Annotated in this window: 19 protein-coding genes, 1 tRNA gene and 1 riboswitch; of the genes, 11 read left to right on the plus strand and 9 right to left on the minus strand. The window is 63.8% G+C overall.

The annotated features are described in order from the left end of the window. Positions 1 to 110 precede the first annotated feature (110 nt). Positions 111 to 1,700: an ATP-dependent helicase gene (locus BE0216_RS10960; RefSeq protein ID WP_094636989.1), complete on the plus strand. Its 1,590-nt coding sequence runs from the start codon at positions 111 to 113 to the stop codon at positions 1,698 to 1,700. A 98-nt stretch (positions 1,701 to 1,798) separates the two neighbouring features. Here the strand turns inward: BE0216_RS10960 and BE0216_RS10965 are convergent, their stop codons facing one another. Next, a complete protein-coding gene (locus BE0216_RS10965; protein WP_094636990.1) occupies positions 1,799 to 3,400 on the minus strand; it encodes a zinc-dependent metalloprotease in 1,602 nt (533 codons plus the stop codon). Between the two features lie 196 nt (positions 3,401 to 3,596). On the opposite strand from BE0216_RS10965, the gene BE0216_RS10970 reads away from it, so the two are divergent. Together BE0216_RS10970 and BE0216_RS10975 are read left to right on the plus strand one after the other, a co-directional pair. Then, the gene (locus BE0216_RS10970) at positions 3,597 to 4,451 is read left to right on the plus strand and encodes a YlbL family protein (RefSeq protein ID WP_094636991.1); all 855 of its coding nucleotides are present in this window, start codon (positions 3,597 to 3,599) and stop codon (positions 4,449 to 4,451) included. Positions 4,452 to 4,545: 94 nt separating this feature from the next. Next, positions 4,546 to 4,971 carry a DUF3052 domain-containing protein gene (locus BE0216_RS10975; RefSeq protein WP_169714271.1) on the plus strand — a complete coding sequence of 142 codons (426 nt, stop codon included), beginning with the start codon at positions 4,546 to 4,548 and terminating at the stop codon, positions 4,969 to 4,971. 16 nt (positions 4,972 to 4,987) lie between these two features. On the opposite strand, the gene BE0216_RS10980 is transcribed toward BE0216_RS10975, so the two are convergent. Continuing rightward, positions 4,988 to 5,061: transfer RNA gene (locus BE0216_RS10980), tRNA-Val, on the minus strand. Between the two features lie 125 nt (positions 5,062 to 5,186). Between BE0216_RS10980 and BE0216_RS10985 the strand changes: the two genes are divergently transcribed. The 5 genes from BE0216_RS10985 to BE0216_RS11005 all read left to right on the plus strand — a co-directional run bounded on the left by BE0216_RS10985 (position 5,187) and on the right by BE0216_RS11005 (position 10,732). Further along, positions 5,187 to 6,587, plus strand: a complete 1,401-nt coding sequence (locus BE0216_RS10985) for a DivIVA domain-containing protein (protein ID WP_094636993.1) — start codon at positions 5,187 to 5,189, stop codon at positions 6,585 to 6,587. Then, positions 6,587 to 7,771, plus strand: coding sequence for a 1-deoxy-D-xylulose-5-phosphate reductoisomerase (dxr, locus tag BE0216_RS10990; protein WP_094637174.1), 1,185 nt, complete (start codon positions 6,587 to 6,589; stop codon positions 7,769 to 7,771). Before BE0216_RS10985 ends, dxr begins: the two co-directional genes overlap by 1 nt. A gap of 53 nt (positions 7,772 to 7,824) precedes the next feature. Beyond that, complete coding sequence (ispG, locus tag BE0216_RS10995) at positions 7,825 to 9,048, plus strand: flavodoxin-dependent (E)-4-hydroxy-3-methylbut-2-enyl-diphosphate synthase (protein ID WP_072726872.1); 1,224 nt, start codon at positions 7,825 to 7,827, stop codon at positions 9,046 to 9,048. A 170-nt stretch (positions 9,049 to 9,218) separates the two neighbouring features. After that, positions 9,219 to 9,938 carry a DNA repair protein RecO gene (gene recO, locus BE0216_RS11000; RefSeq protein WP_094637175.1) on the plus strand — a complete coding sequence of 240 codons (720 nt, stop codon included), beginning with the start codon at positions 9,219 to 9,221 and terminating at the stop codon, positions 9,936 to 9,938. A gap of 2 nt (positions 9,939 to 9,940) precedes the next feature. Beyond that, a complete protein-coding gene (locus BE0216_RS11005; RefSeq protein ID WP_094637176.1) occupies positions 9,941 to 10,732 on the plus strand; it encodes an isoprenyl transferase in 792 nt (263 codons plus the stop codon). A 183-nt stretch (positions 10,733 to 10,915) separates the two neighbouring features. Here BE0216_RS11005 and BE0216_RS11010 read toward each other — a convergent pair whose 3' ends face one another. The 7 genes from BE0216_RS11010 to BE0216_RS11040 form a co-directional block, all read right to left on the minus strand. Next, entirely contained in the window at positions 10,916 to 12,463 is a 1,548-nt protein-coding gene (locus tag BE0216_RS11010; protein ID WP_094636994.1) for a glycoside hydrolase family 32 protein, read from the minus strand. A 174-nt stretch (positions 12,464 to 12,637) separates the two neighbouring features. Beyond that, positions 12,638 to 13,957, minus strand: a complete 1,320-nt coding sequence (locus tag BE0216_RS11015) for an MFS transporter (protein ID WP_094636995.1) — start codon at positions 13,955 to 13,957, stop codon at positions 12,638 to 12,640. A 233-nt stretch (positions 13,958 to 14,190) separates the two neighbouring features. Next, positions 14,191 to 15,240 (minus strand): LacI family DNA-binding transcriptional regulator, encoded by a 1,050-nt coding sequence (locus tag BE0216_RS11020; RefSeq protein ID WP_094636996.1) that lies wholly within the window; start codon positions 15,238 to 15,240, stop codon positions 14,191 to 14,193. Positions 15,241 to 15,328: 88 nt separating this feature from the next. Continuing rightward, entirely contained in the window at positions 15,329 to 15,700 is a 372-nt protein-coding gene (locus tag BE0216_RS11025) for a thiamine-binding protein (RefSeq protein ID WP_094636997.1), read from the minus strand. Between the two features lie 65 nt (positions 15,701 to 15,765). After that, entirely contained in the window at positions 15,766 to 16,563 is a 798-nt protein-coding gene (thiD, locus tag BE0216_RS11030; RefSeq protein ID WP_094636998.1) for a bifunctional hydroxymethylpyrimidine kinase/phosphomethylpyrimidine kinase, read from the minus strand. Positions 16,564 to 16,570: 7 nt separating this feature from the next. Continuing rightward, positions 16,571 to 19,192 (minus strand): phosphomethylpyrimidine synthase ThiC, encoded by a 2,622-nt coding sequence (gene thiC, locus BE0216_RS11035; RefSeq protein WP_094636999.1) that lies wholly within the window; start codon positions 19,190 to 19,192, stop codon positions 16,571 to 16,573. A 17-nt stretch (positions 19,193 to 19,209) separates the two neighbouring features. Continuing rightward, on the minus strand, positions 19,210 to 20,121 hold the full coding sequence (locus BE0216_RS11040; RefSeq protein ID WP_094637000.1) for a hydroxyethylthiazole kinase: 912 nt from the start codon (positions 20,119 to 20,121) through the stop codon (positions 19,210 to 19,212). After that, a riboswitch (TPP riboswitch) is annotated at positions 20,111 to 20,218 on the minus strand. (Overlaps the previous gene by 11 nt.) Positions 20,219 to 20,413: 195 nt before the next feature. On the opposite strand from BE0216_RS11040, the gene BE0216_RS11045 reads away from it, so the two are divergent. The 3 genes from BE0216_RS11045 to dusB all read left to right on the plus strand — a co-directional run bounded on the left by BE0216_RS11045 (position 20,414) and on the right by dusB (position 24,759). Continuing rightward, on the plus strand, positions 20,414 to 21,865 hold the full coding sequence (locus BE0216_RS11045; protein WP_094637001.1) for a C1 family peptidase: 1,452 nt from the start codon (positions 20,414 to 20,416) through the stop codon (positions 21,863 to 21,865). Positions 21,866 to 22,047: 182 nt separating this feature from the next. Further along, positions 22,048 to 23,523: a glycine--tRNA ligase gene (locus BE0216_RS11050; protein WP_094637002.1), complete on the plus strand. Its 1,476-nt coding sequence runs from the start codon at positions 22,048 to 22,050 to the stop codon at positions 23,521 to 23,523. Between the two features lie 93 nt (positions 23,524 to 23,616). Further along, entirely contained in the window at positions 23,617 to 24,759 is a 1,143-nt protein-coding gene (gene dusB / locus BE0216_RS11055; RefSeq protein ID WP_404801834.1) for a tRNA dihydrouridine synthase DusB, read from the plus strand. Positions 24,760 to 24,792: the final 33 nt, after the last annotated feature.

Consider the following 24,792-nt stretch of genomic DNA (forward strand, 5'->3'; position numbering starts at 1 on the left):
CGCGCAAATCTCGCCGTCCGACATATCTCGAAACGCCGTGTGTCGCTCGCGGCGGCACCGAAGATCCGTTCGCGGCGGCATGCGGCACAGGGAGGTGCCACAATGGAGGCATGGAGGCATCGACGATTCTCGAGGGGCTGGACGAGGCGCAGCGGCGTGCGGCCACCACGCTGCAGGGGCCCGTGCGCATCATCGCGGGTGCCGGCGCGGGTAAGACGCGCACGGTGACGCGGCGCATCGCCTACGCCTGCGCGACCGGCGCCTGGGACGCCTCCCGCACGTTGGCGGTGACGTTCTCCGTCAAAGCCGCCGCCGAAATGCGCGCGCGACTGACCATGCTCGGTGTCGCAGGCCAGGTCACCGCCGCCACATTCCATTCGGCGGCCCTACGCCAGCTGCGCGGCGTGTGGATGGACATCTGCGAGGCCCCTTTTCCGCATCTGGTCGAGGACCAGCGCGATCTGGTGGTCCGCGCGTTCACCCGCGCGTCGGGGCGATCCGGGATGGATCCCACGGCCGCGCGTGACGTGCAGGCCGAAATCAATTGGGCCAAAATCTCGATGGTGTCGGTGGAGGATTACGCCCATGTCGCCGAACTGGCGGGACGCGTGCCCCCGGCCGGGCTTGACGCCAAACACTTCGCCGATATCTACGACGCCTATGAGCAGGAGAAGACGGGGCGTGGGGAGATCGACTTCGACGACATTCTGCTGTTGACCTGCCATGTGCTGGATGATTTTCCCGATGCGGCCGCCCAGATTCGCTCATCCATCGGATGGCTGACCGTCGACGAGTACCAGGACGTCTCGCCCCTGCAGCATCGGCTGATGACGCTGTGGCTGGGAGAAGGGGAGCGGGGCGCGCTCAACCGCAATATCTGCGTGGTGGGAGACCCGGCCCAGACCATCTATTCCTTCGCCGGCGCGTCCAGCTACGATCTGCTCGCCTTCGCCGACGAATTCGGTCCGCTGAGCGCGGATATCGGTCTTGGCACCGATTACCGCTCCACCGCCAGGATCGTGGATTACGCGAACACGGTGCTCGCCGCGTCCCCCGATCGCCAGGATTACCTCATGCTGACCTCCGCGCGCGAAACGGGCGCCCGTATCGAGAGAACCGTGTATGACAGCGATCAGGAAGAGGCGCAGGCGGTGGCGGCGCGTATCGCGCAGATGGTCGCCCACGATGGCGTCAGAGCCTCGGATTGCGCGATTCTCACGCGCATCAACGCGCAGCAGCGGCTGTGCTGTGCGGCGTTGCGCTCCGAGGGATTGCGCCACCGCGTGCGGCGCGACACCGGGTGGCAGACGTCGACGCTGTCCAACGAGACGGCGCAACGGCAGGCATTGCTTGAGGCGTTGGGAATCGCGGCGGGGCTGGATACGCCTGCCCCAGGCGAGACCTCGGTGCCGCAGGATGCGACGGATGCGGCTGCGAAACCCGAACCCGAGGATTCCGGCGTGACCGTCTCCACCATCCATGCCGCCAAGGGATTGGAATTCAAACACGTGTTCCTGATCGGCTGCTCGGAGGGCCTGCTGCCGTACGGCGCTCCGGCGCCGGGGGACGCGTTGGAGGAGGAGCGCCGGCTGATGTATGTGGCCGTCACGCGTGCCGAGGACTCCCTGCATCTGTCGTATGCGCGCAGCAAGGACGGATATGGCGCGCAACGGCGCAGAGCCTCGCGCTTTCTGGTCTGACGTCTTGGCGGGTGGCCGCCGTCTCCCGCCCGGCCGGGATCGGCGCAGAAGGTCTTCCGGCTGAAATACGGCGGAAAACCTTCTGCGGCCGGCCCGTATTATCGGGTCGAATCCGCGTCTGTGGAGCTGTCGGTGGCGTCATCCGCGGAATCGTCGGTTTTATCCGTTGTGCCGCCGGCCTCGCCAAGCAGTTTGGAGAGTTCCGCATCCCAGTCGATGGTGCCGGATTTGGCCTCGAAATCGGACGGCGACGAAGGGCTTTGTCCGCCGGTTGCGCCGCTGGTCTCCGCCATGCCGGAGGCGTCGGTGCTCTCCGCCTGGGCGGGGGAGGAATCCGTGCGCGAAGGATGGATGGAGTCCGGCGTCGCGATGGTTTGGGGCGCGTCCCCCGACAGGGCGGGCAGCAGATCGGGATGTCCCCATCTGGCGTCGCGGGCCTCGGGACCTTCGGCCACGGTGATCATCTCCCACAATCCTGCGGCCTCCCGCATACGCTTGGGACGCAGTTCCAGGCCGAGCAGGCTTTCGAATGTGCGTTCGGCGGGTCCCCCCACCGCGCGTTCGCGGCGCATCATCTCACGCATCTGTTCGATATGCGGAATATGGGCCATGCCGGCCCGCCACACCACGCAATCGACCCATCCTTCGACCAGCGCCAGCAGCGTTTCCAACGAAGCCATCGCCTCGCGCTGCTCCGGCGTGTCCGGGATGCCTACCTTGGTGAGGTTCACCGCCCCGGAGATCGACTCGGGATCCATCGAGGTCGCGTCGCGCAGCTGTTCCTCCATCGCGTCCAGATCGATGGTGATGCCACGCGCGTATTTGCCGATCAGCGCCTCGAATCGCGGCATCAGCCACGGCACGGCGGCGAACAGGCGGGCGTGCGCCACCTCGCGCAGGGCCAGGAACGCGGTCACCTCGTCCGCGTCGATTCCCAGCGACGTCGCGTATTCCTCCACATTCTGCGCGATCAGCGCGCCGGCGGGATTCTTCAGCAGCATGATGCCCTGATCGAAACTGCCATGCACCTCATGGCTGAGATTGCCGGCCGCCTGGCCCAGCTGCATGGCGTACGAGGTGTTGCCCAGCAGTTTGAGCAATTGGGCGGGGTTGTTCATCCCATCGGGAATCGGAATCGGCACGGGGCCTGCGAACATGCCGGCGACCTCGCCTTCGAACGCGTCCCCGAGCCTCTCTCCGACCACGGAGGACATCGCGTCGCTCATGGATTCCGCCACCGGCGCCGCGAACTTGGCCCATTGGCCGATGGTGCCTTCGACCCAATCGGCGCGGGTGAGCACATCGGACTCGCCCGGCGCGGGGTCGAACTGGCAGGCGGTGTCAAGCCACAGATTCGCCTCGCTGATCGCGCGGCGCGCCGCCTCTCCCTGCTGCGCGGACACGCTTGTCGCCGCGCCGGCGGCGTTGGCCTGCTGCAAGGCGATCGATTTGGCGAGTTTGACGTTGATCGGGCCCTCATCAAGCGTGCGCTGCATATCGCCCATGGTGTTGAGCCCGCCGGCCGTGAAGGCCGCCATCAGCTGCTGCACCTGCGCGGGGTCGGGCAGACGCGAGGGGTCCTGGTCCATCAGCTGTTCGCGGATGTGTTCGGGCAGCTGGCTGATCTGCTGCCAAGCCATCTCGCCCTGGATGGGGCCGAAGCATTTGATCAGCCATTCGTGAATCGCGTTGTCGTCCATATCCGTCCCTTGAATGCCGGTGATACTGCTCACCAGTGTAGAGCGTGCCCGAGCCCGTTTCGCCGCGAGCCGAGTGGTTGCGCGGTTTCCCCACATGTGCGGCCGTGGCGTGTTCTGCCCGTCGGGAGGCGTCCCAGGCGCGTCTTTGAGGCTGGTATTCAGCCATCGCACAGGCGCGTGTCTACACTTGGAACGCATGTTTGGAAAAATCCGTGGTGCCGTCCGGCGTGTGGGACGGTATGTCGCCGCGCGGTCCGCGCGATATCTTGCAGGGGCGGCGGCCGTGGCCCTGTCCGTGGTCGTGCTGATCCTGCCCAGTCCGTATGTCGTCGAGATGCCCGGCCCCACACAGGATGTGCTTGGCACGGTCGACTCCGGCACGGTGATCGATGTGGAGGGCGTCGACACGTATGAGGACAGCGGTGAACTGCTGCTGGTCACGGTGAGCGCCCTGGGCGTGTCCGGATATCCGATCACCAACGCGCAGGCGTTGTGGGGATGGCTGAACCCGCAGACCTCGGTGCTGCCGCGTGAGGCGGTGGTGCCGGTCGGGATGACGGACGAGGAGTACACGGAACAAAACGCCGAGTCGATGTCCAGTTCGCAGGACGCCGCCGTCGCCGCCGCGAAAACCTATATCGCCGCGCATGCGGACGAGCTGGGCGTGTCGCCCGACGTGCTGGACGAGGCGACGGTCACCATGCATGTGGACGACATCGGCGGCCCATCGGCCGGCATGATGTACACGTTGGGACTGATCAGCAAACTCACGGCGGTGGACGAGGCCGGCGGGCAGATCATCGCGGGAACGGGCACCATCGACGAAAACGGCGAAGTCGGTTCCATCGGCGGCATCCGATTGAAGATGCAGGGCGCCAAACGCGACGGCGCCACCTGGTTCCTCGCCCCCGAAGCCAACTGCGACAGCGTAGTCGGGCATGTGCCCGATGGCCTGCGCGACGTGAAGGTCTCCACGTTGGAGGAGGCCTATGCGGCGCTGGTCGCCATCGGCAACGGCGAAGGCGACGATCTGCCGCACTGCACGGCATGAGAACGGCCCCACCCGATATCGGCCGTCGGCCCATACGGGCGGTCCTCCCACACACGCGGGTTGTTAACGTGGTTTTTCGCGAACTCTTGCTAAGGTGTCCACTGTGAATCAAACGGCATCACAACACGCTGAAGAATTTGGTTTCGAACCCGGCGATATCGTCCAGGAGTGGCTCTGGGACGATGACGTGGACGATTCGATTCGATCCAAGATCGAGGAACTGACTGGCGAGGATCTCGTCGACGAGGACTACGACTCCGCCGTCGACGGAGTGATCATCTGGTGGCGCGACGGCGATGACGAGGACGAACTGTCCGACACCATCGTGGACGCCTATGCGGTGCTTGGCGACGACGGCCCATTGTGGGTGCTGACTCCGAAGCCGGGACGTAGAGGCGCCGCCAGCTCGAGCACGGTGCAGTCCGCTGCGAAAACGGCCGGCATGAACGCCGCCACCCCGTTGACGGCGAGTTCGGATTGGAACGGCATCCGCCTGCGCGCGTTCGGCAAGGGACGCTGACGGCGAGTCGCGATCGTGGGCAATAAGGGACTCGAACCCCTGACATCCACCGTGTAAAGGTGGCGCTCTAACCAACTGAGCTAATTGCCCGCAGTCGACCACCATAGCGCATGGACGGCACAATCGCGAGGCCGATGCGTGCCGATGGCTGCGAGCGTCGCAACAATCGCGTAAGGTGGAGACGAGTTTACTACCTTCAGGAGGTCGAACAGCCAATGGCTCAGGAACTTCAATCCGGCGGCAGCGCGGCGGGTATCGCGCGGTCGGGCAAGCGTAAGTGGGGGTACGATCCGGGTCAGGTGGACGCCTTTTTGGAACGCGCCCACGCCCTATACGACAGCGAAGGCGCGCGGCTGACGCAGCGCGACATCCAGAACGTGTCCTTCGACCTCGTCAAAAACGGCTACGTGATCGCGCAGGTGGATGCGGCGCTGGCCCGGCTGGAGCGTGCCGTGGTCGATAAGCAGACCACCTGGGAGATCTCCCAGCACGGCCGTATCGCGTGGAAGGCCGAGACGGAGACCCTGTACCGTCAGATCATCAACCACGTCGATCGCGAGCCGGGCGAACGGTTCAAGCCGGGCTCGCCCAAGAGCCCCTCCTACGACAGGAAGCAGGTGGACCGCCTCGCGGATCAGATCGTGGACAAAGCGGCCGCGGCATTGGGCATCGACGGCGTGACCGAGGACGATGTGCGCGCTTTGGCCGACCTCAACGCGGCCAGCGTCTCCAATGTGATCTTCACCCAGCGCACGGGCAAACGAGGCTACGACGAGCGTCAGGTCGACCACTTCCTCAACTCCTGCGTGCAGTTGCTGAGCCGTATCGAATCGTACGCCCGTGTGGCCGATTACGTGTCTGCGGATGCGGGCGCCGCTCCCGCTCCCGCGCCTGTTCCCACGGCCGCTCCTGCGACCGAAGCGGTCTCTCCTCTGTTCTCGTCAGATACGCGCTATCGCCGTGACGAGACCTCCTCGACGGAGAGCCTGCCGTCGTTCGCTCCGTCCATGACGCGGCATGACGAGTCCTTCGATGCGTTGCATCAGGCGGAACGCAGCCTGTTCAGCGCGGCTCCAGCAGCCCCTGCCGCTCCCGCCGTTCCGCCGGCACCCGAAGCGCCGGCTCCGGCTCCGATCGCGCAAGCCCCGCTTTTCGCTGCGACACCGGCCTCCACTGCGACACCGGTTTCCGCTGTGACACCGGCTTCCGCTGTGACACCGGCTTCCGCTGTGGCCGCGCAGCCCGAGCATGATTCGACCGCCGAGCAAAGCTCGCCGAGCCCCGACTCGTCGCTGGCCGCCCTGGCGCAGATGGCCGAGACCGTGCAGGAACATCCCATCGCCGACACGCCGTCCTTCGAGCCATATATCCCCGATCTGTCCACGCCCGTCGCGCCGAAGGCCGATGCGGGAACGCTTCCCTCCTTCGAGCCGTCCGTCACAAGCGGATCGCCGTTCGTTGCGACCACGCCGATCCAGTCGCAGGGCAAGTCGGAAGAAGAAATGTTCCCCAACATGTTCTCCGCATCACGCATCGCCGCGGACGAGCAGATTCCCGACCTGTCCTTCCCCTCGCTGGACGATATCGATTCCGACGGCACGAAGAGGCAGCAGTGATCGCCAACTCCACGGTCGTCGTTCTGGGATCCACCGGTTCCATCGGTACGCAGGGCCTGGATATCATCGCCCGGCATCCGGAGCGTTTCACCGTCACCGGCTTGGCGGCGGGCGGCGCCCATGTCGATCTGCTCGCCCAGCAGGCGGCACGATTCCATGTGCCGCAGGTCGCCGTATTCGACGAAACCGCGGTGCCTGCGCTTCGTGAGGCGCTTGAACAGGCCGGCGCGAGCAACACCCAGGTGCAGGGTGGCGCACAGGCCGTGACGGCACTGGCCGGTTCCGGCGCGCATGTGGTGCTGAACGGCATCACCGGCTCCATCGGATTGGAGCCTTCGATCGCCGCCCTGCACGCCGGCTCTCAGTTGGCGTTGGCCAACAAGGAATCCGTGGTGGCCGGCGGACACCTGCTGTTCGGCGCGCAAACCCGCGGCGGCCAGATCAACCCCGTGGACTCCGAGCATTCCGCCATCTGGCAGTCGCTGCGCAGCGGCACCCACCAGGAGGTGTCCAAGCTTATCGTCACCGCCTCCGGCGGTCCGTTCCGTGGATGGGAACGCGGGCGGATGGCCGATATCACGCCGGAACAGGCTCTGAACCATCCCACATGGAGTATGGGGCCGGTGGTCACCATCAACTCCTCGACTCTGATGAACAAGGGGCTGGAGGTTATCGAGGCCTCGCGTCTGTTCGACATTCCTCCGGAACGTATCGAGGTGACCGTGCATCCGCAGTCCATCGTGCATTCGATGGTGGAATTCGTCGACGGTGCCGTCATCGCCCAGGCCTCGCCGCCCGATATGCGCCTGCCGATCGCCTTGGGCCTGTCCGCGCCGGACCGCATGACCGATGTGGCCGCGGCTTGCGATTGGACCACGGCCGCGACATGGACCTTCGAACCATTGGACGATATGGCGTTCCCCGCCGTCTCGCTCGCCCGCGCATGCCTCGCCGCTTCGGAGAAGCATACGGCGGTGCTCAACGCGGCCAACGAACAGGCCGTGCAGGCCTTCCTCGACCATCGGCTGCCGTATCTCGGCATCGTCGACACGGTGAAGGCCGTGCTCGACGATATGGACGCCGCCATGCGTGGCGCGCCGCTGTTCGCCGACGTGGAGGAAATGGGCCAGGTTGAGCTTGAGGCGCGTCGACGTGCCGATGATTTGATAAACAAGCAAGTGTGAGTCATCCGCGCACGCATATGGATCCGAACCAAGCCCTTCAGGGAGGCGAACGCATGCCCAACGAGCCCTTTGCCCCAGCCGAGCAGCCGGTCGACAAGCCCTTCCGTAAAACCGGCGAGGCCGCGATCAGCGAATCTCCTCTGCATCCGCGCCGCGAGTCGCGCCGCATTATGGTCGGCCCGGTTCCCGTCGGCGGGGGAGCGCCCGTCTCCGTGCAATCGATGACCAACACGCTGACCGCGAACGTGCCCGCCACATTGCAGCAGATCGCCGAACTCACCGCAGCCGGCTGCGATATCGTGCGTGTGGCCGTGCCCAGCCAGGACGACGCCGACGCGTTGCCTGAGATCGTGAGGAAATCGCCGATTCCGGTGATCGCCGATATCCACTTCCAAAGCAAATACGTGTTCCAAGCCATCGACGCCGGCTGTGCGGCCGTGCGCGTGAACCCGGGCAACATCCGTAAATTCGACGAGGTCGGTCCCTCGATCTGCCAGGCCGCCACCGATGCGGGCATCTCGCTGCGCATAGGCGTGAACGCCGGCTCCCTCGACAAAGACCTCTACGCGAAGTACGGTGGTCCCACTCCCGAGGCACTGGTCGCCTCCGCGCTCAAAGAGGCGCGCATGTTCGAGGATGTGGGCTTCCACGACTTCAAGATCTCCGTCAAGCACCATGATGTGATCACCATGGTCGAAACCTATCGTCTGCTCGCCTCCAAAGGCGACTGGCCGTTGCATCTGGGCGTCACCGAGGCCGGTCCCGCCTGGCAGGGCACCATCAAATCCTGTCTGGCGTTCGGCGCGCTGCTGGCCGAGGGCATCGGCGACACCATCCGCGTCTCCCTCTCCGCGCCACCGGTCGAAGAGGTGAAGGTGGGCTGCAAGCTGCTTGAATACATGGGATTGCGCCAGCGCAAATTCGACATCATCTCCTGTCCGAGCTGCGGCCGCGCGCAGGTGGACGTCATCCAGCTCGCCGAAGCCGTGACCGCCGGATTGAAGGACGTCACCGCCCCCATCCGCGTGGCCGTGATGGGATGCATCGTCAACGGTCCCGGCGAGGCGCGCGAGGCCGACCTCGGCGTGGCTTCGGGCAACGGCAAAGGTCAGATCTTCATCAAAGGCAAGGTCATCCAGACCGTGCCCGAGGACCAGATCGTCGAAACCCTGCTCTCCAAGGCGCAGGAGATCGCCGCGCAGATGGAGGCGGACGGCCAGGTGCCCGTCAACGCCACCGGTCCCGTCGTCGTGCCGATCCAGCATCCAGGGCACTGATCCATCCGCGATGCCCGGTCTTTCCGCATATGTTGGGCCGCATGCAATCGGTATGCGACGCTTCGTTCGCGAACGGGGCTGCGCGGCATCCGAGAATGCGCCGGAATAAGGCGGGGCTTATCTGAAGGCATATCTCCATATACCGCAGACCATGCGGCATAATGGTGAGCATGCCGTTGTATCGAGATGAGGGAGTGGTGCTGCGCACCGCCAAACTGGGGGAGGCCGACCGCATCGTCACCCTGCTCACTCGTGGGCACGGCAAGGTGCGTGCGGTCGCCAAAGGCGTGCGCCGCACCAAATCCCGCTTCGGCGGGCGATTGGAACCCTTTATGCGCGTCGATGTGCTGATCGCCGAGGGACGTTCGCTGGATGTGATTTCCCAGGCGGAATCGGTCGCCGCGTATGGCGGGGCGATCGCCGCCGATTTCGACACGTATGGCGCGGCGAGCATCGTTGTGGAAACCGTCGACAAACTCATCGACGTGCAGATGGAACATGTGGGAGAGCAGTACCGTCTGCTCATCGCGGCATTGGCCGCGCTCGCCCGGCATACGCATGATCCCAAGGCGATCGGCGGCTCGTATGTGATGCGCGCGCTGTCGCTTGCCGGATGGAGCCCACGATTGGGGGCGTGCGTGGTATGCGGCGGCATCCCGACCGAATATCTGTCGATTCCCGCGGGCGGCGTGATGTGCGCCATCGACCACACCCCCGAGTCGCAGCGTGTCGACTCGTCCGTTCTGGCCCAATTCCACGCCTTGGTCACCGGTGACTGGAACGTACTGGACGGCGGCACGCTCGAATCCGCCACCGAACGGTTGGTCGAGGAATGGGGGGAATATTATCTGGAGCGGCCGATTCGTTCACTGCGCTTGCTAGATTCATGAGTATGGCTTTTGAACACGTGGACTATACCTCGCTGAGCGTTCCCGCCGCGCCCTTCTCCGATCCGTCGCGCATTCCCGATTTTCCGAAAAACCAGGTGCCGAAGCATATCGGCGTGATTATGGACGGCAACGGCCGTTGGGCCCAGGAGCGCGGACTGATCCGCACCAATGGGCATCAGGCCGCCGAACCGGTGGTGTTCGACACCATCGCCGGTGCCATCGAGGCCGGCGTGCGCTACTTGAGCCTGTACACCTTCTCCACGGAGAACTGGAAGCGCAGTCCCCAAGAGGTGCGTTTCCTGATGGGATTCTCACGTGACATCATCCACCGCCGTGTGGCGCAGATGGACGAGTGGGGGGTGCGCGTGCGTTGGTCCGGACGCCGCCCCAAACTGTGGAAGTCGGTGATCGACGAGCTTGAGGTGGCGATGGAGCGCACCAAAAACAACAAGGTGATCGATGTGGTGTTCTGCATCAACTACGGTGGCCGTGCCGAGATCGCCGACGCCTGCGCCGCGATCGCGCGCGAGGTGCGCGACGGCAAAATCAGCGGCGACCGCGTGACCGAGAAGATGATCGCCGACCATCTGTACAACCCCGACATCCCTGACTGCGATCTGGTGATTCGCACCTCCGGCGAGCAGCGCACCAGCAATTTCCTGCCGTGGGAGGCCGCCTACGCCGAACTCGACTTCGTACCCGAATTGTTCCCCGATTGCGGCCGTGAGGTGCTGTGGCGTTCCATCGACCACTACATCCACCGCGACCGTCGCTTCGGCGGCGTCAAAAAGTGACTTCGGCTCATCCCAGTCATTCCGAGCTGTCCGTCACCCCGTCATTCCGAGCGTAGTCGAGGAATCTCAAACATCCTTCCGCGTCTGACACCGGCGAACACGGAAATGTCATACATACAGACAGAGCCCCTGTGAGGATCTCATGGCGCGATCCTCACAGGGGCTCTTGGAATGGGGGAGTGTTTACTCCAGGCCGATGCTCTTGAGCGTGTGCACGGTCAGGGAGTCGACCTTCAGCTCGCCGGACTCGCTGGTGAGCTTGATGGCGCGCGGTCCGTCGGTCGGGTAGCTGTAGGAGCTCATCGCCTGATGGCCGTCGTTGACGTAGACCTCGACGCAGCCGCGGTCCACGAACACGCGCAGCTTGAGCTTGCCGCCCAGTTCGGCCTCGTCCAGCGGTGCGGCGCGGTAGCCCTTATCGCCGTTCACCGCGGCCTGACGGTCGATGACCACACGGCCGATCTGGTCGTCGTAGGCCACGTAGGTGTAGGCGCCGTCCTCGGTGGCATGCACCTTGAGACCCGCGCGTTCGGCGGTGGAGTTGTCCAGATCGATAACCATCTCGATCTCCACGGCTTCGGCGTCGTCGCAGATGACCTTCTCCTCGTTGAAGCCCAAGGCGATCTCGCCATGTTCGACGGTGCTCTCGCGGTAGCCTTCGACTTCGGCGCAGGGAGCGGTGTGCACGTCGCCGTCCTCGCCCAGCGTGATCTCGCGCGGCAGGGTGAGGTTGCCGCACCATCCGTCGTTCTCCATCGGGATGGGCTGTGCGAACGGGCTCATCCATCCGTACATGATCTGGCGGCCGTCCTCGGTGGCGAAGGACTGCGGAGCGTAGAAGTTATGGCCGCAATCCCACAGGCGGAACTCGGTCTCCGGCTTGAACTCGCCGCCCGGTTCCCAAGTGCCGATCATATAGCCGGCGTTGTTCACGTTGCGGTTCATGAAGCCGTTCTTCTTGGCGCCCATGGCGGAGAAGCCGATCACCCACTTCTCGTTGCCGTCCTTGTCTTTGATGGGGAAGAAGTCGGGGCATTCGAGCATCCACACATCCGGATCCGGATGCTGGAAGAGCACGCGCTTGAAGGTCCACTCGACCATGTCTTCGGAGGTGTAGAGCCACATCTGACCGCGGCGGTCGGCGGAGCACACACCGAAGGTCATGTACCAGGTGTCGCCGGTCTTCCACACCTTCGGATCTCGGAAGTGGGAATCGACCTGATCGCGCGGGCAGTCGACGACCATGCCGTGCTTGGTGGCGCTGGTGAGCTCGTCGTTATCCGGCGTGGCGTACATCTGCACCTGCCATTCGCCGCCGGATCCGTCCACGCCGTTGGCCCAGCGATGGCCGGTGTAGTAGAAGCGCAGCGCTCCGTCGTCGCCGATCACGGCGGAACCGGAGAACACGCCGTTCTTCTCCTGCTCGAGGCTGGGGGCGAACATCACGGGCTCGCGCTTCCAGTTGACCATATCGGTGGAGGAGACATGGCCCCAGTGCATCGGTCCCCACTGGGTGCCGTAGGGGTGCAGCTGGTAGAAGACGTGCCAGCGGCCCTTATAGAAGCACAGGCCGTTCGGGTCGTTGATCCAGCCGCCGTTGGAGGCGATGTGGAACTTGGGGTACCAGCGGTTGTCGCGCTTGGCGGCAAGCTCGGTCACGCCGACCTCGGCCTTGGCGAGCTCCTCGGCATGGTCCTTGATCGGGGTAAGGGTGGGGGAGAAGTCACTCATCGTCGAATACTTCCTTTCTGTGGCAATGTTCGGGCGTTACGCCGCTCGGGCAGTGCGATGGTGGTGATCCGTTCGGACGGATCGTAACGTGTGTTCAGTGGTGTGTTCGGTTATGAAGACGGTATCCGGAGCGAGAGGCTCCGGATACCGCGAGGTGTGCGCGGCTGAAGCGGATCAGGCCTTGGCGGCTTCCATCGCGCGCAGCTGCTTGTCGGTGTAGAACGGGTCACCGCCGACTTCCTGGTCGTCCTTCTTGATCACGAAGAAGCCGTAGATCAGAGCGACGAGCACGATGCCGGAGATGGTGAAGAAGGTCGGACGGTCGCCCATCGCGTCATGCAGCATGCCAAGCGGGGTGGAGAAGATGACCTGGCCGACCTGCGAGGCGATCTGGAAGCCCACCATGTACAGCGTGGCGGAGAGCTTCGTGTCGAAGTGCAGGGTGAAGTAGCGGAACGCCGGCAGGCAGAACAGCGGAACCTCGATGGAGTGGAACATCTTGACGATGGACACGGAGATCGGGTCGTGGAACACGCCGCACAGGCCGATGCGGGCGAACATCACGAAGGCGCCGAGCAGCAGGGCGTTGCGCACGCCGATCTTCTGCATGATGATCGGAACGACGCCCATCATGGCGGATTCGACGAAGACCTGGATGGAGTTCAGCGTGCCGTAGGTGGCGTCGCCGACGTCGGTGCTCGAGAAGAGGCTGGAGTAGTAGGTGGGGAACATCTGCTGGTCGAACACGGTGTAGAAGGTGTTGGTCAGCAGCATGAAGACGATGAGGACCCACAGGGTCGGCATCTTGAGGACGGCGATCATCTCCTTGAAGGAGGGGTTGGTCGGAGCGGCGTTCGGATCGGCTTCCTTCTTGAGCTCCTCCTTCTGCTCGGCCGGGACCCACAGCAGGTAGACCAGCAGCATGCCGACGCCGCAGGCGGAGCCGACCCAGAAGTTGAGCATCGGGTTGATGTTGAACAGGAAGCCGGCGCACAGGGCCACGATGGCGTAGCCGAAGGAGCCCCAGGCGCGGGACTGGCCGTACTCGAAGTTGAACTTACGGGAGTAGCGTTCGGTGATGGCCTCGATCAGGGAGCAACCTGCCATGAAGCCTGCGGACAGGACGACGGAGCCGATGAGGACGCCGACGTAACGGGTGGCGCCACCGGCCGAGAGCAGCGGCGCGTAGACGAACTGGACGAACGGGCCGACGCAGGCGGCGATCGCGGAGATGACGATGACGAGCTTGCGCTTGATGCCGAGCTGATCCTGGATCACGCCGTAGATGAACATGATGACGAGCGTGGCCAGGGAGTTGATCGAATAGATCGATCCCTGCTCGGCGGAGGTCATACCCAGACCCTTGTCCGGGTCAAGCAACCACCTGGAGAAGAAGGACCACCAAATGCCCCAGGAACAGAAGAACATGAAGATGCCAAAGGAGCTCTGCAGATAGGAAGGATTCTTCCATGCAGACTTGCTTGCGCTTGCCATGATGTTTTCCTTTTTTGTGTTGGTTTCCCGCTGCCTTGCGGATTGTTGTTGCTGTCGCCACAGCTGCCGCGCTATGTGGTGACGCTATTCAGTATAACGCGTCAATCGTTTGACGGCAAACGATTGACGCGTGTCGCAGGCCAATGGGATGTCAAACGATTGACGTTATGCGGTTTCTAAGGTTGCCGACATCCGTATCGTCGGCGTGTCGCACTTGACGGACGGATGTCCTCTCACGCCCGTTGGGCCACGGAATTCTTCTCGATAAGCGTGCAGCGGATCATCGCCGGAATCGGCGAATCCAACGGCGGCAGCGGTGCCGTCGTCTCCGGCATGTCGATGTCGTCCAGATCGCGCTTCTCGATCATGGACACCAGCTTGCATACGGACCAATAACCCATCTCGAAGTGCGGGAGCTCCACCGTGGTCAGCTGGGGCTCCAACGTCTCGGCGAGCACACGGTGGTTGTCCACGCCGATCACGGAGATGTCCTTGCCGATGAAGAGACCGCGTCGCGCGGCGCACTCATAGACGTACCAGGCCCGCGCGTCGTTGAAGCAGAAGAATCCGTCGGGCCGCTGCGAGTCGAAGAGTTCGCTGACGGCCTGCAACGCCGGTCCGTTGTTGAGCACATTGCATACCAGGCTCTCGTCATAGGTTCGTCCGGCATCCTCCAGAGCGGTTCGGTAGCCTTCGAACCTTCGGTCCTGGGCGAGCATCGGCTCGCTGCAGCCGATATAGGCGATGCGCTGGCAACCGGCCTCGATGAGCCGTGTGGTCGCGTCATGCGCGATGCGTATCTCGTCGGGTTCGACGCTGGGGAAGCGTCCCTGCCTGTCCGTGGCGTCGACCAGAACAAGCGGTGTGGAGGCCAGGCTTTCGGGCACGTCCGTGTATCGGTTCGACATCTTCGCGTACAGGAAGCCGTCCGCGCCGTACCGTTTCAGCGCGGTGATCTCCTCATCCTCGCTGTCCTCGCCGTCGGTGTTGACCGTGATGAGCATGTATCCGAGTTGGCTGGCGGCGGCCTGCGCGCCGAGGATGATGCCGCCGGCGTATGGGGTGGTGGCCACCTCCTCGCTGATGAAGCCGAGGATGCGGGTTTTGCTGGTGCGCAGGGACCGCGCGAGAGGGTTGGGCTTATAGCCGAGTTTCTCCGCCATTGCGCGCACCTGGTCGGCGATACCTGATTTCACTCGGCCTTCGTCTCGGTCGTTGAGCACCAGAGAGACTGTGGAGACCGACACCCCAGTCTTCTCTGCAATCTCTTTCATCGTCGTCATACGTCAAACGATATACCATCAAGTCGGATACCGCCATCACCTCGGCCGTCGGCGTTCTTCCTTCGGCCCCAAGAAGTGGGCTCCGCCGTCAGTTCTCTTTGGAGAGGATTTCGTCGACCAGCGCCTGCTTGGCGGTGATCTGGCCGGAGAATCCGGGACGGATATCGAGTTTGAGGACCACGCCGGTGCGGTACCCCTGCTCGGCGAGCTTTTTCGTGGCCTCGGCGACCACGCGCATCACCTCATCGAGATCGCCTTCGATATTGGTGAACATGGCGTTCGTCTCGTTCGGCAGTCCGGAATCGCGGATCACGGCGACGGCTTGCGAGACGTATTCGCTCAACTCGGCGCCAACCCCGCTGGGTGCGATGGAGACGGCCGCGACCGTATTGAGATACGGCCTGCCGGTTTCCGGATCGACCGGAACCTCCTGCTTTTCGGCGTGATGATCCATAACCATGTGAACTCCTTACTGTTGGTGATGGGGTGGTCGGTATGTGGCGTTGGCGCTTGCGGGCGCGACGGCTATCGCCAAGCCCACGCGTGGTCCATGGGGCCGGAGCCATGGCCGAGGTCGAGCATGGCCCGCAGGGCCCCGGTCAGATAGTCCTTCGCCGATTGTACGGCCAAAGGAAGCGGCAGTCCTTTGGCGAGGTTCGACGCGATGGCCGAGCTGAGCGTACAGCCGGTGCCATGCGTGTTCGGATTGTCGATGCGGACGCCCTCGAACCATGTCGCGGTGCCGCCCGGCTCGACCAGCACATCGCTGGCGTCGTTCGTGCCATGGCCGCCCTTGACCAGCGCTGCGCAGCCGTATCGCGTGGCCAGACGCAGTCCTGCGGCCTCCATATCCTCGGGGGTTGTGATCAATGCGTCGGTCAGTGCCTCGGCCTCGGGAATATTCGGTGTGATCACCGTGGCGAGCGGGAACAACGCGTCGGTCAGCGCGTCGATTGCATCGTCGCTGATCAGTCTCGCGCCCGACGTGGCCACCATAACCGGGTCGAGCACCACATTGGCGGCATGATGCGCTGCGAGCCGATCCGCGATGACGGCGGTCAGCGCGGGATTGGACACCATGCCGATTTTGACGGCCACAGGGCGGATGTCCTCGAACACGGCGTCGATCTGATCGGCGAGGATGCCGGGCTCGGTGTCTTGCACGGAACGCACGCCGGTGGTGTTCTGCGCGGTGAGCGCCGTGATGGCGGACATGCCGAACACCCCGTTGGCGAGCATGGTTTTCAGATCGGCCTGGACACCCGCTCCGCCGGACGAGTCCGAGCCGGCGATGGTGAGAACGGCGGGAAGCGTGGTGGTCATATCTCTCCTATTCGCTGGTGGCGTCGGAATCCGTTTGAGGTCGCGCTCCAAGTGCCATATCGGCCAGACGCTGTTGCGCCTGCTGCCCTCCGAACTTCTTACGGATGTTCTGCGAGATGGCCATCGAACAGAACTTCGGTCCGCACATCGAACAGAAATGCGCCATTTTGGCCGGCTCGGCCGGCAGCGTGTCGTCATGGAACGCGATCGCGGTGTCCGGATCGAACGACAGGTTGAACTGGTCGAGCCAGCGGAACTCGAAGCGGGCCTTCGAAATCGCGTCGTCACGGTCCTGCGCGTGCGGATGGTGTTTGGCGATGTCCGCCGCGTGGCAGGCGATCTTGTAGGTGATCACGCCCTGCTTCACATCGTCCTTGTTCGGCAGGCCGAGATGTTCCTTCGGTGTCACATAGCACAGCATGGCCGTGCCGTGACGGGCGATTTCGGCGCCTCCGATGGCCGACGTGATGTGGTCGTAGCCGGGAGCGGTGTCGGTGGTGAGCGGGCCGAGCGTGTAGAACGGCGCGTCCTTGCAGATCGCCTTCTCCATCTCGATGTTCATCCGCACGGTGTCGAAAGGCACATGCCCCGGCCCTTCGATCATCACCTGCACATCCTTGGCCCACGCGCGTTCGGTGAGCTCGCCCAAGGTCATGAGTTCGGCGATCTGGGCGCGGTCGTTCGCATCGGCCAAGCATCCGGGGCGCAGGCCGTCGCCGAGGGAGAAGGCCACGTCGTATCTCGCGAAGATGTCGCATAGCTCGTCGAAATGCGTGTACAGGAAGCTTTCCTGATTATGCGAAAGGCACCATTGCGCCATGATGGAGCCGCCGCGCGAGACGATGCCGGTCACGCGGTCGGCGGTGAGCGGCACGTGGCGCATCAGCACGCCGGCATGGATGGTCATATAGTCCACGCCCTGCTCGCACTGTTCGATCACGGTGTCGCGGAACAGCTCCCAGCTGAGCTTGTCGGCATCGTCCTCGACCTTCTCAAGCGCCTGGTACATCGGCACGGTGCCGATCGGAACCGGCGAGTTGCGCAGGATCCATTCGCGCGTGGTGTGGATGTCGTTGCCGGTGGACAGGTCCATCACGGTGTCCGCGCCCCACTTGGTGGCCCAGGTAAGCTTCTCCACCTCCTCGTCGATGGATGAGGTGACGGCCGAATTGCCCATGTTCGCGTTGAGTTTGGTGAGGAACCGCGAGCCGATGATCATCGGCTCCGCCTCGGGATGGTTGATGTTGCACGGCATCACCGCGCGCCCCGAGGCCAGTTCCGAACGCACCAGCTCCACGCCGCAGTTCTCGCGTTCGGCCACATACTTCATTTCCGGGGTGATGATGTTGTGGCGGGCGTACCACATCTGCGTCACAGGATGATCCTTGGCCTTCAGCGGCTTATGTCGCCGTCCGCGCCATTCCTTGGTCGCGCGTCCGCGTTTGATGGCGCGTTTGCCGTCATCCTCGAGGTTGCGCGCGCGGCCCTCGTATTCCGCCACGTCGCCGCGGTCGAGGATCCACCGTTCACGCAGGGGCGCGAGCCCCTCCTTCGGATCGCATGAGGGTCCTTCGGTGTTGTAGTCGATGAACGGCGGGTTCGGGCCGACGCCGGGGGTGTCGGAGAGCTTAATCTCGGTGTAGGGCACTTCCAGATCGTACGAGCCGTGCTCGTTCTCGAAACGCACCGTTCTGGTTTTGCGGATATGCGCCTTGTCGCGTTGCGCCGACCCGCGGGCGGCGATGTCGACGCGCTGCTGCTTGGCGAGTTTGGCGGCCTCCTTGGCCTCCTTCGCGTTGGTGAACGGTTTTTCCGGTTTCGAGGCGGCCGGCTGGACGCGATGGTCGGTACCGTCAGACACGACCTGTGAGCTGGAGACGCGTTTGGCATAGCCGTGTTTGGCGTCGCCGCGCACGGCCTTCCACCGCGCGACCAGTTCGCGGGTGGCGGCCTCGGGGTCGGGAGCGCCCGCGATGGCGGAAACGACGAACCAGCCGGCGGCTTTGGTGCCGGCCAGCATGGGGATGTCGTCGGCCTTCACGCCGCCTCCCACCACCACGGGGAAGTCGCAGGCGGAGCAGATCGTATTGACCTGCGTCTCGTCGAGCGTGTGCTTCGCGCCGTCGTCCTCGACGACCGCCGCCTCCGGCTTGGTGCTGGTGTAGTGCAGAGGACCGGCGCCGATGTAGTCGATGCATCCGTCCGGCAGCTCGTTGATCAGTCGGACCAGACGTTCGGTCTGCGCGGACAGGCCGACGATGGCGTCGTCTCCGAGCAGCGCGCGTGCCTGGACCGGTTCCATATCGGTCTGGCCGATATGCACGCCGTCCACTTTGATGCCTTTGCGGCGTGCCTGCCACACCACATCCACGCGGTCGTCGATCACGAACGTCACCGAATCGGATTTGTCGTTGTCTTCGATGATCTGCGCGATGTCACGCGCCATCTCGGTCAGTTCCCCGGCATCCGCGTTTTTGGCGCGCAATTGGACGAAGGTCGCGCCGCCGGCAAGCGCCTGGTCAACGACGTCGGTCAGCGGACGTCCCTTGCAATCGTCGGGGCCGAGCACCAGATAGGCGGACAGGTCGAAGCTCTCGCGCATCGAAGCGTAGGGGTAATCGTTGGTCATGATGTGCTCCCTGCCGATCAACGCGTCACGAGTATGGGGGAGGCGGCGATCTGCTCGTCGGTCACATTCCACAGCGCGTCGAGGAATTCGACCTGGAACGATCCCGGACCGTGGGACGAGCCTTCGGCGATCTCGCCGGCGCGGTTGAACAGCGACGACGCGGCGATCGAGGCGGTCAACGGGTCGGCGACCGCGAGATAGGTGGCGGTCACGCCGCCCAGCGAACATCCCGCACCGGTGATCTTCGTCATCATCGCGCTGCCTCCGGGCAGACGGTAGACATGCTCGCCGTCGGTCACCAGATCGACCTCTCCGGACACCGCCACGGCGGCCTTACCCGTATGACGGCCGAGATGACGGGCCAGACGCAAGGCCGCGCCGGTCGCGGAATCCACGTCATCGACGGATTCCACGCCGGCCGGCCTGCTGCTTGGGTAAGCGTCCCCCACGTTGTCGTTCAATCCCCACATGTCGGCCAATGCGATGATCTCCGACGCGTTGCCGCGCACGATGGTCGGCGGATAGTCACGGAATGACTGGAGAATCGCGGTGCGCGTCGTGCCGATGCCCGCCGCCACCGGGTCGAGCACCCACGGCTTGCCAAGATGCGCGAGCCGCTCGGCGATATCCGGCAATGCATCCTTGTAGAACGGCAGCAACGTGCCCACGTTGATATAGGTGGCACCGGCGATCTGGGCCGTATCCACGATATCGTCGGGCAGGAAGCTCATCGCGGCGGTGCCGCCCGATGCCAGCTGCGCGTTGGCCACAAGATTGATGGTCACGAAATTCGTGAAGGATTGGGCCAGCGGCGTGGTGTTTCTCACGGACCGCACGGCTTCGGCGATACGCGTGCGCAACGGGTCGTCGGCCGAAATCTGGGTTGTTGCATATGCGGCATTGCCGCAACGAGTAGAGTCGTTGCTCATCACTGCTCCCTACGATGGTCTTAACCAACAGGTTCTAAGGGTCAGGCCTTGGGCCACTCTCAACTCCGAGCTTCCCGGAGTTCCCCTGCGTTGTTATGTTTGTTTTCACGGTAGGAGCGCGTATGGACAGGGACGGCGGCGTCAACGACAACGCCATAACCGGACGACGGGTCGGCTCGCTGCAACGGCGGCGATTCGACATGCGCGTTGGTTATCGCGTTGTTTTGAACACCGTCATCCGGTGCCGTAGTGTGATGGAGTTCATATCACGACGACGTCAGGAGCTCAATCGATGAACGAGACGAACGAACATAACGGCACGACGGCCAAAGCCGTGGATGCCGAGCGGCTGCGTGAATATTCCCGCGCGTTCAACGCCGACCGGGCGAATCTGGTGGCCGCGAACGCCGCCGTGTCGTCCGGCGTGCTCAAGGCCGCGACCGACTATCAAGGGCTGCGTAATCTTCCGCGGGATTTCTCGGTGGAACTCAAGCAGGGGAGCATCACCAACCAGGAGCGTTCCGGCCGCTGCTGGATGTTCGCCTCGCTGAACACGCTGCGCTACGAGCTGATGCACCGCTGGAATCTCGAGGATTTCGAATTCTCGGAAACGTATCTGTTCTTCTGGGACGCGATCGAGAAGTCCAACACCTATCTGGAGAACGTGCTCGCCACGCTTGACGAACCGGTCGACTCCCGCGTGTTCGCGGCAATCAACGAAGGCCCCTCCGACGACGGCGGATGGTGGCAGATGTTCGCCGCGCTGGTGAACAAATACGGTCTGGTGCCGAAGTCGGCATATCCCGAATCCCAGAACTCCCGTGATTCCGAAGCGTTCAAGCAGTATCTCAACACCAAACTGCGCGAGTTCGCCGCCGACCTGCGCGCCCGCCATGCGGCGGGGGAGACGATCGACGCCCTGCGCCAGATCAAGCACGAGGACATGGCGACCGTATACCGTATCTGCGCGATCGCGCTCGGCGAGCCGCCCGCGACGTTCGACTTCCTCGCCCGGGTCAAAGGCGACGGCGACGACACGGGTAAGTCCGGTGAACCCTCAGGTGAGGCGAAGAACGTCGACGAGCAGCCGAAAACCGGCAAGGACACTCGCCGGCAGATCCGCGAAACCGGCATCACCCCGCTGGAATTCGCCCGCAAATACGTGCCGGTGGATGTGAACGACTTCGTGACCCTCTGCAACGCGCCGATGGAACGCACCCCGTTCTCCACGCGCTACCGCGTCCGTTTCTCCGCGAATGTGGCGGAGGCCGGCGATATGGAATTCATCAACCTGCCGCTCGACGTATTCAAGAAGGCCGCGGTCGACCAGCTCGTCGCCGGGCATCCGATCTGGTTCGCCTGCGACTGCATGCAGTTCGCCCTGCGCAAGGAAGGCGTGTTCGACCGCGACAGCGTGCGCGTCGACCAGCTGTTCGGCACCGAATTCACCTTCGACAAGGCCACGGGACTTGAATACGGCGACCGCCCGAGCAACCACGCCATGACGTTGACCGGCGTCAATTTTGACGCCGACGGCAAGCCGAACCGTTGGAAGGTCGAGAACAGCTGGGGCAAGGACAACGGCAAGGACGGCTATTATGTGGCCTCCGACTCGTGGTTCGACCAGTTCGTCATCGAATTGGTGATCCGCAAGGATTATCTCGACGCCGCCACGCGCGAACTGCTGCACGCCGAGCCCGCGGAACTCGACCCCTGGCAGCCGCTGACCCGCCCTTGCCATTAGAGGGCGCTCATGGTGCGCTGGTTCCATGGTGCGGTGGCCTGATATTCCGCCATCGCTACCTCACCATGGAAAGGCGCCGCACCATGGGCCGAACATCGCACCATGCGTTCGGGTGTCACCGTGTGCGGGTATTCTTCAATGGTTAACCCAAGACCCAAACCGTTCAAACCAGAAGGTGCATTGTGGCTCAATCCAAACTCGATGAAGTCGTTTCCCTCGCCAAGCGTCGCGGATTCGTGTTCCCCGCCGGCGAAATCTACGGCGGCACCCGTTCCGCCTGGGATTACGGCCCCCTCGGCGTGGCTCTGAAGGACAATATCAAGCGCGAATGGTGGCGCTTCATGGTCACCACCCGCCCCGACGTCGTCGGCGTCGACACCTCCATCATCCTGCCTCCGGCCGTGTGGGTGGCCTCCGGCCATGTGAGTGTGTTCAACGACCCGCTCGTCGAGTGCCTCAACTGCCACAAGCGCAACCGCGCCGACAAACTCGAGGAGTCCTATGCCGAGAAGCACGGCGACAAGCTTCCCGAGAACGGCATGGCTGACATCGTCTGCCCCGACTGCGGCACCCGCGGCCAGTGGACCGAGCCTCGCGACTTCAATATGATGCTGCGCACGCATCTGGGCCCGGTTGAGGACGAGAACAGCCTGCACTATCTGCGCCCGGAAACCGCTCAGGGCATTTTCGTGGACTTCAAGAACGTGATGACCTCCTCGCGCTCGAAGCCGCCGTTCGGCATCGCCAACATGGGCAAGAGCTTCCGCAACGAGATCACGCCCGGCAACTTCATCTTCCGCACCCGCGAGTTCGAGCAGATGGAGATGGAGTTCTTCGTGGAGCCCGGCACCGATGAGGATTGGCATCAGTACTGGATCGACGCGCGCACCCAGTGGTATCTCGACCTCGGTGTGCGCCCTGAGAACCTGCGCCATTACGAGCATCCCAAGGAGAAGCTCAGCCACTATTCGAAGCGTACCGTCGACATCGAATACAAGTTCGGCTTCCAGGGCTCCGACTGGGGCGAGCTCGAGGGCATCGCGAACCGCACCGACTTCGACCTGTCCGCGCATGCGAAGCATTCCGGTGAGGACCTGAGCTACTTCAACCAGGCCACCGGCGAGAAGTACGTGCCGTATGTGATCGAGCCGGCCGCCGGCCTGACCCGCTCCCTGATGTGCTTCCTGGTGGACGCCTACGATGTGGACGAGGCCCCGAACACCAAGGGCGGCGTCGACAAGCGCACCGTGCTGCGCCTCGACCCGCGCCTGGCCCCGGTCAAGGCCGCCGTGCTGCCGCTGAGCAAGAAGCCCGAACTGCAGTCCGTGGCCCAGGATCTGGCCGCCGAACTGCGCCAGCATGATTGGATGGTCGACTACGACGAGGCCGGCGCCATCGGCCGCCGCTACCGCCGTGAGGATGAGATCGGCACTCCGCTGTGCGTGACCGTCGACTTCGACACCCTCGAGGACCAGGCCGTGACCATCCGCGAACGCGACACCATGGCCCAGGAGCGCGTCGCGCTCGACAAGGTGGCCGATTATGTGGCCGAGCGTATCGGCGAGAAGCGCGCCGTCGTGCCGATGAAGCCGGTTTCGATGGGCGGCGAGGCGTGGCCCGAGTCCGTGCGTATCAACCAGGCCGGTGGTCTGTACTAAAGCATGGCTGATCTGGTTGTCGATGTCAGAGGCGACTCGAATGTGGGCGAGGACCCGCGTTCGGTCGCCTCTGGCGCGTTGAAGGATGTGACGATGGCACCCGTGCGGCTGGGACCGGTGACGGTGAATACGCCGGTGGTGCTTTCTCCGATGGCGGGCGTGACCAATTGGCCATTCCGCGTATTGTGCGAGGAATACGGTCCGGATGGCCTGTACGTGGCCGAGATGATCACCGCCCGCGCATTGGTGGCCCGCAATCCCAAGGCGTTGCGTCTATGCCGTTTCGCGCCGAGCGAGAGGATCCGCTCGCTGCAGCTGTACGGCGTGAACCCCTCCATCACCGAACAGGCCGCGAAAATCGTGGTGGACGAAGGCATGGCCGACCATGTGGATCTGAACTTCGGATGCCCGGTGCCCAAAGTCACCCGCCGCGGCGGCGGATCCGCCCTGCCGTGGAAAACCGACATCTTCACCGAGCTCATCCAACGGGTGGTCAAGGTATGCGAGACGGCGAACATTCCCGTCACCGCGAAAATCCGTGTCGGAATCGACCATGAGCATGAGACCTTCCTCGAGGCCGGCCGCATCGCGCAGGAGGAGGGCTGCAAAGCCGTCACCCTGCATGCGCGCACCACGGCGGAATATTACGGAGGCCACTCCGATTGGAGCCGTATCGGCGAGCTCAAGCAGACTCTGGACATTCCCGTGTTCGGCAATGGCGACATCTGGGGCGCGGACGACGCGCTCGCCATGGTGGCCCAGACCGGATGCGACGGCGTGGCCATCGGCCGTGGATGCCAGGGGCGGCCGTGGCTGTTCGCCGACATCAGGCACGCGTTCGAAGGCAGCGATGAACGCATCAACCCGACCCTGGGCGAGGTGTGTCGCGTGATCGAACGGCATGCGCGTCTGCTCACCGAGTTCTACGACGGCGACGAGCGTATGGCCGTGCACGACCTGCGCAAGCATGTCGCGTGGTATCTCAAGGGGTTCCCCGTGGGGGGAGCCACGCGCAAGGCGTTTATGGAATGCGAAAGCCTGGCCGATGTGGAACGCGAGATCGGCCGTCTCGACCCCGAGGTGCGGTTCCCCGAACGGGTGGTGGACAAACCCCGCGGCCGTGTGCGATTCGCCAAGAAGGTGCATCTTCCTTACGGATGGCTTGATTCGCGGACGACCACGCATGAGGAGCGTGAGGCGCTCTTCGGCGACGATCCGATGGACGCCAGCTACTGAATTTGGGGTGGCCGGCGCGCATGGCCGATAATC

Origin of the sequence: Bifidobacterium eulemuris (genome assembly GCF_014898155.1) — a bacterium.
GTDB classification, from domain to species: domain Bacteria; phylum Actinomycetota; class Actinomycetes; order Actinomycetales; family Bifidobacteriaceae; genus Bifidobacterium; species Bifidobacterium eulemuris.